Genomic DNA, 7700 nt, shown 5'->3' with positions numbered 1-7700 from the left:
CACCGGCAGCACCGACTGCGCGGGCGGGGGCGGGCGCGACCTCGGCGGACGGCGTGCCCTTCGACGCCGGGTCCATGGACGCCGGGTCCTGGGACGCCATGCCTCCGGTTCCGTTCGTCCTGCCGTACTCCGCACCTCGAGAAGCCATGGGTCCGACCTTAGTCCTTCGGCTCGGCCGATCGTGCCGGGATGTCCGGTGCGCGAGGGGCACGGCCCAACTTTCCCAAAGCAGTTTTGCAAAAACTCTTCTGCAGAAGCCCTCGGTTCCCCTACCCTCCCGGCATGGACAGCGACGACCACCGGCGCGTACTGGACCCCGAGCACGACACCGCCGCCCTCAAGGCCCTCACCCACCCGCTACGGATCCGGCTGCTCGGGCTGCTGCGGCAGGACGGACCCGCCACGGCCAGTGAGCTCGCCGCGCGGACGGGGGAGTCGTCGGCGTCGACCAGTTACCACCTGCGGGTGCTGGCGAAGTACGCGTTCATCGGTGAGGCCGAGCACCGGGACGGGCGGGAGCGGCGGTGGCGCGCGCTGCACACCGTGACCTCCTGGAGCAACGAGTCGATGGAGTCCTCCGCGGCGGGCCGTGCCTTCGTGGGGCTGGCGCGGCGGCGGCAGGTCGAGCACCTGGAGCGGTCCCTCGCCCGGCACGAGGCGGACATGGCCGCCGGGCGGTTCGGTCAGGAGTGGGTGGAGCCGTCCGGGATCAGTGATCTCATGCCCCGGCTGACGGCCGAGTCGCTCGCCGAGCTCTGGGAGACGATCGCCGGGAAGCTGGAGGAACTGACCGCGCGGGACGCGGACGACCCGCGCGCCGAGCACGTCATGCTCCTCACCGCCGGACTGCCGCTCGCCGTGCCGCGGGGCAGCGAGGGCGAAACGGGCAGGTCGCAGGACACGCCCCGCGAGGCCTCCTCGTGACGGACCGGCTGACGGACACTCCTGAGACCCCTGAGACGCCTGACACACTCGTCACCTCCGGCGCGCCCGAGCCGCCCGAGCCGCCCGGGATACGGACCGCTCGCCGCCGATACGTCACCGTCTGCGCGCTCCTCTGGCTGCCGCCGGGGCTGGGGGTGGCCTCGATGGTGCTCCTGTTCACCGAGCGCGGCATGTCCCTCGCCGCCGTCGCGGGGCTCTTCGCCGCTCATTCGCTGACCGTGGCCGTGCTCGAACTGCCCACGGGCGGGCTCTCCGACGTGCTCGGGAGACGGCCGGTCCTGGCCCTGGCCGGTGCCCTCAACGTGGTCGCCTTCACCCTGGTCGGCCTCGGCACCACCGCCTGGGTGCTCACCGCCGGCATGGTGCTCATGGGCGCTGCCCGTGCCCTGGCCAGTGGGACCGCGGAGGCCTGGTACGTCGACACCGTCCAGGGGTGTTCCGGCCCGGGCGCCGAGTTGCGTACGGGGCTGGCCCGGGGTGGTTCCGCCACGTCCGCGGCGCTCGCGGCCGGTCTGCTGATCGGCGGTGCCCTGCCCTGGCTGCTGAGCCTGGGACCCGATCCCGGAGCCCGGTTGAGCGAGGCGACCTCCGGGGCGGTGCTGCCGCTGTCCGTCCCGCTGCTGCTGGGGGCCGCTCTCCGGATCGTGTTCGTCGGCTACGTGCTGACCGCCCTGCGGGAACCGCCGCGGCCCCCGGCCCCTCTTCGTTCGGTGCTGCGCGGTGTTCCGGTCACCGTCCTCGGCGGGTTGCGGCTGGGCGGGCGGGACGCACTGGTGCGGCGGGTGCTGCTCACCGCCGCGGCGGTCGGCAGTGCCCTGGCCGCCGTCGAACTGCTCGTCCCGGGCCGTACCGTCGAGCTGACCGGTGGGACCGGCTCGGGGGCGCTGGTCTACGCGCTGCTCGCCTGTGCGGGCTTCGTCTGCTCCGGGGTCGGCAGCCACCTCGCCCCGCTCGCCGCCCGGGTCGCGGGCAGTGGCGAGCGGGCCGTGCTGGGCTGCCTCGCGGCAGGGGCTGCCGGATTGCTGCTGCTCGGCGTCACCGCGTCCAGCGCGCGCCCGATGGCCACGGCCCTCGCGGTCGGCGGCTTCGGCCTGGTGTATCTGGGCCTGGGCGCGGCGTCCCCGAACGAGAACGACCTGCTGCACCGTCGCGTCCCCAGCGCGGGCCGCGCGACCGCCCTGTCCGTGCAGTCCCTCGCGCAGCAACTCGTGGGCGCGCTCACCGGCCTGGCCGTCGGCGCCCTCCGGCCAGGACCGCTGCCCTGGCTGCTGACCGGAGCCGTCCTGCTGGCCGGGGCCCTGCTCTGGCTCCGGCGGGTCCAGCCGGCTCGGACCCCGTGCCCGCCACGTCCCTCACCCGCGCCTACCGTGGAGTGATGGACGACAGCGCCCTTTCCGACGACAGCGCCCTTTCGCTCCTCGACCGGCGCATCGCCGACTGCCGGGCCTGCCCGCGGCTGGTCTCCTGGCGTGAGGAGGTGGCCCGTACCAAGCGCGCGGCGTACGCGGACTGGACGTACTGGGGCCGGCCGGTGCCCGGCTTCGGGCCGGCGGACGCACGGCTGCTGATCGTGGGACTGGCCCCCGCCGCCCACGGCGGCAACCGCACCGGCCGGATGTTCACCGGCGACCGCTCCGGGGACGTCCTCTACCAGGCGCTCCACGACGTCGGGCTCGCCTCGCGGCCCACCGCCGTGCACGTCGGCGACGGACTGGAGCTGTACGGCGTACGCGTCACCTCGCCCGTGCACTGCGCCCCGCCCGCGAACAAGCCCACGCCCGGGGAGCGGGACACCTGCCGGCCCTGGCTGGTGCAGGAACTCCGGCTGCTGCGCCCGACGCTGCGGGCCGTCGTCGTGCTCGGCGGCTTCGGCTGGCAGGCCGCGCTGCCCGCGTTCGCCGAGGCGGGCTGGACCGTGCCCCGGCCCCGGCCCGCCTTCGCCCACGGGGCCCGGTACCCGCTCGACGACCTGCAGCTCTTCGGCTGCTTCCACGTCAGCCAGCGCAACACCTTCACGGGCCGGCTCACCCCCGCGATGCTGCGTGACGTGCTGCGGACGGCGGCACGGGCGGCGGGGCTCAGCCCCGCGGACACGGACTAAGGGGCCTCGTCCCCGAACAGGTGCCGCACGGTGGAGCGGTAGTTGGTCCGCACGTGCGTCAGCGCGTGCGCGCGGGCCCGGTCGGGGTCGCCCGAGGCGATGGCCTCGTACAACCCGCGGTGCTCCACGAGGAGCTGGGGCCACTCCTCGTTGCGGCGGGTCATCCAGCGCAGCCGGCCGGCGACCGGTTCCAGGGCCTCGGTCAGCAGGCTGTTGCCGGCCATCGCCACGATGCGGTCGTGCAGCCGGCTGTTGACGTCGGTGATCGCCTCGGCGTCCTGGGCCTCGGTCGCGGCGGCCGCCCGGTCGAGCAGGGCCCGGACCTCGGCCAGGCCCTCGGGAGTCGCGCGGGAGGCGGCGAGTCCGGCGGCGTAGACCTCCAGGGCCTCGCGCAGTTCGAACAGTTCCTTCACGTCGTTCGGTGTGAGTCGGCGTACGACCGTGCGGCGGGGCGTCTCGAAGTGGACGAAGCCCTCGGCGACGAGGGACCGGATGGCCTCCCGGACCGGAACGCGGGAGACGCCGAAACGCTCCGCCAGCTCGCGTTCGACCAGGCGGTCGCCGGGAAGCAGGCTGCCCGCGATGATCTCCTGGCGCAGCGCGGCCGTGACGCGTTCGCGTACCGCTCCCAGGGGTTCGATCTTCGTCATGGAGCCCATCTTCGCCGACGCGAGGGGCCTTTTACGGAGCGTTAACAGGAGCGACATCGGTCGGAACGGTTGACGACGAGACCATGAGCGCAGTTTGGTATACCAAAGCCCCCCGCAGAGCAGTCCTCCGTCATCCCCTTGCTCATGGAGGCCCTCGTGTCCCTGGCCGACCGTGCCGTGACCACCGGCACCCCCGCGTTCGTCCCCGATCCCCGGCTCACCAACGAAGACCTCGCGCCCGCCGAGAAGCGCAACTGGAAGGTCTTCGACCTCTTCGCCATGTGGATGTCCGACGTCCACAACCTCGGCAACTACACGTTCGCCGCCGGACTGCTCTTCCTCGGCATGAACGTCTGGCAGATCTTCACCTCCCTGCTCGTCGGGTTCGTGATCATCTACATCGGCATGAACTGGATGGGGAAGATCGGCCAGCGCCACGGCGTGCCCTTCCCGGTGGTCAGCCGGATCGCCTTCGGCGTCTGGGGCGCCAACATCCCGGCGCTGATCAGAGCCGTCATCGCCATCATGTGGTACGGCATCCAGACCTATCTCGCCTCGGTCGCCGTCAACGTGATGCTGCTGGCGGCCTGGCCGGGTCTGGAGTCCTGGACGCACACCTCCTTCCTGGGCCTGGACGCGCTCGGCTGGGTCTCCTTCGTCGCCCTGTGGCTGGTGCAGGCGGCGATCATCAGCCGGGGCATGGAGTCGGTCCGCAAGTTCCAGGACTTCTGCGGTCCGGCGATCTGGCTCGTGATGATCGCGCTGGCGGTGTGGATCCTGGCCAAGGCCGGCTGGACGATCTCCCTCACCTCCACCCCGCACCCGGTCTCCGTCGGCGAGCAGTGGCGTCAGTGGTTCGGCGCGATCGGCCTGGTCCTCGCCACGTACGGCACCCTGATGCTGAACTTCTGCGACTTCTCCCGCTTCGCGCCCGACTACAGATCCGTCAGGCGCGGCAACTTCTGGGGCCTGCCGGTCAACTCCACGGCGTTCGTGATCGTCTCGGTCATCGTCACCGCGGGCGCCTTCGAGGTCTTCGGCAAGGAGATCACCGACCCGGCCTACCTGGTCGCCGAGATCGGCAACACCTGGGTGCTGGTGGTGGGCGCGCTGACCTTCGCCATCGCCACCATGGGCGTCAACATCGTCGCCAACTTCGTCTCCCCGGCCTACGACCTGGCCAACGTGTGGCCGCAGAGGATCACCTTCAAGGTCGGCGGCATGATCAGCACGGTCGCGGCCCTGCTGGTCACCCCCTGGAACCTCTTCTCCAACCCGACCGTGGTCAACTACTTCCTCGGCGGTCTCGGCGCCTTCCTGGGCCCGCTGTTCGGCGTCATCATGGTCGACTACTACTGGGTCAAGCGCGGCCGCGTGAACGTCGACGACCTCTTCGACGCCACGCCCGGCTCCCGATACCACTACCGCAGGGGCTTCAACCCCAAGGCCCTGTGGGCGTTCGTGCCGGCGGCCGGAGTCGCCGCGGTGCTCGCCCTGATGAAGACCTTCAGCGACGTGGCGCCGTACTCCTGGTTCATCGGCACCGCCATCGCGGCCGGACTGTACGCGGCCCTGTGCCGCCCCGAGCGCACCACCGCGGAGGTCTGAGGGACGTGCGGATCGTCGTCACCAACTGCAACACCACGCAGGAGATGACCGAGGAGATCGTGCGAGGTGCCCGGGCCGCGGCCGGCCCGGGCACCACCGTGACCGGACTGACCCCCGCCTGGGGGCCCGAGTCCGCGGAGGGCTGGCTCGACAGCTACCTCTCCGCGGCGGCCGTCCTGGACACGCTGCGGACCTACGACGGGCCGCCGTACGACGCCGTGGTGATGGCCGGGTTCGGGGAGCACGGGCGCGAAGGCGTACGGGAGCTGGTGGACGTCCCGGTCGTCGACATCACGGAGGCGGCGGCCCACCTGGCCTGCCTGCTCGGCCGCCGCTACGGAGTGGTCACCACGCTGGAGCGGTCCCGGGGGCAGATCGAGGACAGCCTGGAGACGGCGGGCGTCGCCCGCAACTGCGCCGCGGTCGTCGGCACGGGCCTGAACGTGCTCGACCTCGGCGACGACGAACGCACGGAGACGGCGTTCCTCGCCGCCGCCGAACGGGCGTGCGCGGCCGGGGCGGAGGTGCTGGTGCTGGGCTGCGCCGGCATGACCGGCCTGCAGCGCGCGGTCGGGGAGAAGCTGGGTCTGCCGGTCGTCGACGGGGTCGCCGCGGCGGTGAAGCTGGCGGAGTCGCTGGTGGCGCTGGGACTGACGACCAGCCGTGCCTGCGGCTACGCCGCGCCGCTGCCGAAGCGGAGGGTGTGGGGGAGGCCGGACGGCGGGGGCTCATGACGGGCCGTCGAGTGCGACGTCGTCGCGATGGGCCCCGTAGAGATCCGCCTGGCGGGCCATGACCTCCCGCATCGAGGTGCCGCGCGGAACGCCGTACACGGTTCCGGGGAAGTCCAGCGCCTCCTGGATCTGCCACAGCTCGTCGTGCTCGCCGGGCGCGAAGAGCCGCGCCCGGGGGGCTCCCGCCGCGATCCAGCCGATGGGCAGGACGGTGCCGGGCGGAAGGACCGAGTTGACGTGCAGCACGCTGTGGATGCGCAGCTCGGCACCGGCCCCCGCCACCGCCCCGGGGAAGACACAGGCGCCGGTGGCGACGAAGACCTCGTCCTGAAGCGTCCCTCCGTTGACGTGCGCGTGCGGCCCGACCAGCACGGCGTCGCCGAGCACCGCGGGGTGCCGGGCCCGTCCCCGCACCAGCGCGTTCTCCATGACGACGACGTCCGAGCCCACCCGCACCTCCCCGTCCTCGGCGGTGAGCACGGCCCCGTGCAGCACCCGGCTGCGCTCACCGAGGACGACGGCCCCGCACAGCACGGCGGTCGGGGCGACGTAGGCGGACTCGGGGACGACGGGACGCTGCCCGCGGTGCTCGATCAACATGGCGGTCCTCCAACGGTGCGGTCCTCCGACGTGGCGGCCCCCGACGGGATGGTCCCGCCTAGTCGGGTACGACGGCTGTCGCCGTGATCTCCACCAGCTGTCCCGAGTACCCGAGGCACGCCACGCCGATCAGCGTCGAGGAGTGCGGGCCGGCACTGAGCCCCGAGGCCTCGACGACGGCCCAGACGGCCGACAGCACGGCCGGCTCGCCGCTCACCACGTACACGTCGGTCGCGACGACGTGCTCCAGATCGCTTCCGACGGCGTGCAGCTGCTCGCGCAGATTGGCCACCACCTGCTCGGCCTGCCGGACGGGATCCCCGGGACCGACCAGCTCCCCCTGGGCGTCCAGGGGCACGGACCCGGCGAGGAAGGCCAGCCGCGTGCCGGCCTCGACGACGGAGACATGGGAGTAGGCGGGTGGCGGGAAGAGACTCGGGACGGTGACACGGCGGATCACGTGAGGGCTCCGATCTGTGCACGACGACGCTGCGGACGGCAACCGGACAACCCGCCGATCATGCGCGGCCCGGCCGCCCGCGCGCACCACCATTTCGGTTCACTGCCCCCGAGGGAGCGGACGGCACCGTCACGTGACCCGCGTGAACTGGACGCGGGTCGGCTGCACCACGTCCGGGCGTACGGGGGCGCCGTCGACGGTGAGTCGTTCGCCGTGGATGTCGGTGAGCCTGAGGGGGCCGCCGCAGCCGGTGCCGTCCGGGGAGAGGAAGTAGTTGTACCCGGTGCGGGTCAGCCGCTGCCAGCCGCCGCCGGCGCGGACCTCCAGACGGGCCAGGGGGTTGCGGTGCCCGAGGGCCTGGATGCCGCACCAGTGGCGGCTGGAGCCGGTCTTGTAGCGGACCGAGATCGTGTCGGACGTGGCGGGGCTCAGCAGGCTCCAGCTGATCGGTATCCGGCCCGCGGACAGGCCGGCGAGCTTCGCGAACGCCCCCTTGCCGAGGTCCAGCTGACCGGGGGCGCAGGGCAGCGGGCATTCGTTGGTGACCCGGACCGTGACGGACGCGCCGTTCGCCGCGCGGACCCGGAGGTACGCCCCGCAGG

General features: G+C 72.6%; 9 protein-coding genes. 5 read left to right on the top strand and 4 right to left on the bottom strand.

All coding sequences use genetic code 11. The features are described from left to right. Positions 1-282: 282 nt before the first annotated feature. The 3 genes from RIN80_RS19985 to RIN80_RS19975 are packed head-to-tail and all read left to right on the top strand — an operon-like array spanning position 283 to position 3046. Positions 283-924, top strand: a complete 642-nt coding sequence (locus tag RIN80_RS19985) for a winged helix-turn-helix domain-containing protein (protein WP_309096986.1) — start codon at positions 283-285, stop codon at positions 922-924. Positions 925-932: 8 nt separating this feature from the next. Then, positions 933-2321: an MFS transporter gene (locus RIN80_RS19980; RefSeq protein ID WP_375141745.1), complete on the top strand. Its 1389-nt coding sequence runs from the start codon at positions 933-935 to the stop codon at positions 2319-2321. Beyond that, a complete protein-coding gene (locus RIN80_RS19975; RefSeq protein WP_309096984.1) occupies positions 2321-3046 on the top strand; it encodes a uracil-DNA glycosylase in 726 nt (241 codons plus the stop codon). The genes RIN80_RS19980 and RIN80_RS19975 overlap by 1 nt, the downstream gene beginning before the upstream one ends. Here RIN80_RS19975 and RIN80_RS19970 read toward each other — a convergent pair. Next, positions 3043-3705: a GntR family transcriptional regulator gene (locus RIN80_RS19970; protein ID WP_309096983.1), complete on the bottom strand. Its 663-nt coding sequence runs from the start codon at positions 3703-3705 to the stop codon at positions 3043-3045. The genes RIN80_RS19975 and RIN80_RS19970 overlap by 4 nt on opposite strands. A gap of 147 nt (positions 3706-3852) precedes the next feature. Here RIN80_RS19970 and RIN80_RS19965 point away from each other — a divergent pair, with 147 nt between their 5' ends. Further along, positions 3853-5304, top strand: coding sequence for an NCS1 family nucleobase:cation symporter-1 (locus RIN80_RS19965; protein WP_309096988.1), 1452 nt, complete (start codon positions 3853-3855; stop codon positions 5302-5304). A gap of 5 nt (positions 5305-5309) precedes the next feature. Continuing rightward, on the top strand, positions 5310-6038 hold the full coding sequence (locus tag RIN80_RS19960) for an aspartate/glutamate racemase family protein (protein WP_309096982.1): 729 nt from the start codon (positions 5310-5312) through the stop codon (positions 6036-6038). On the opposite strand, the gene RIN80_RS19955 is transcribed toward RIN80_RS19960, so the two are convergent. The 3 genes from RIN80_RS19955 to RIN80_RS19945 all read right to left on the bottom strand — a co-directional run. After that, positions 6033-6638, bottom strand: coding sequence for a gamma carbonic anhydrase family protein (locus RIN80_RS19955; protein WP_309096981.1), 606 nt, complete (start codon positions 6636-6638; stop codon positions 6033-6035). The two genes, RIN80_RS19960 and RIN80_RS19955, sit on opposite strands and share 6 nt — an antisense overlap. Positions 6639-6696: 58 nt before the next feature. Further along, entirely contained in the window at positions 6697-7098 is a 402-nt protein-coding gene (locus tag RIN80_RS19950; RefSeq protein ID WP_309096980.1) for a RidA family protein, read from the bottom strand. Between the two features lie 129 nt (positions 7099-7227). Continuing rightward, positions 7228-7700, bottom strand: a 473-nt coding sequence (locus RIN80_RS19945) for an expansin EXLX1 family cellulose-binding protein (protein ID WP_309096979.1), incomplete at its 5' end; no start/stop codon positions are given.

This window comes from Streptomyces sp., assembly GCF_031181705.1.
In the GTDB taxonomy this organism is placed as follows: domain Bacteria; phylum Actinomycetota; class Actinomycetes; order Streptomycetales; family Streptomycetaceae; genus Streptomyces.
The sequence above is the reverse complement of the archived record's forward strand: the minus strand, read 5'-3'. Positions and strand labels throughout refer to the sequence as shown.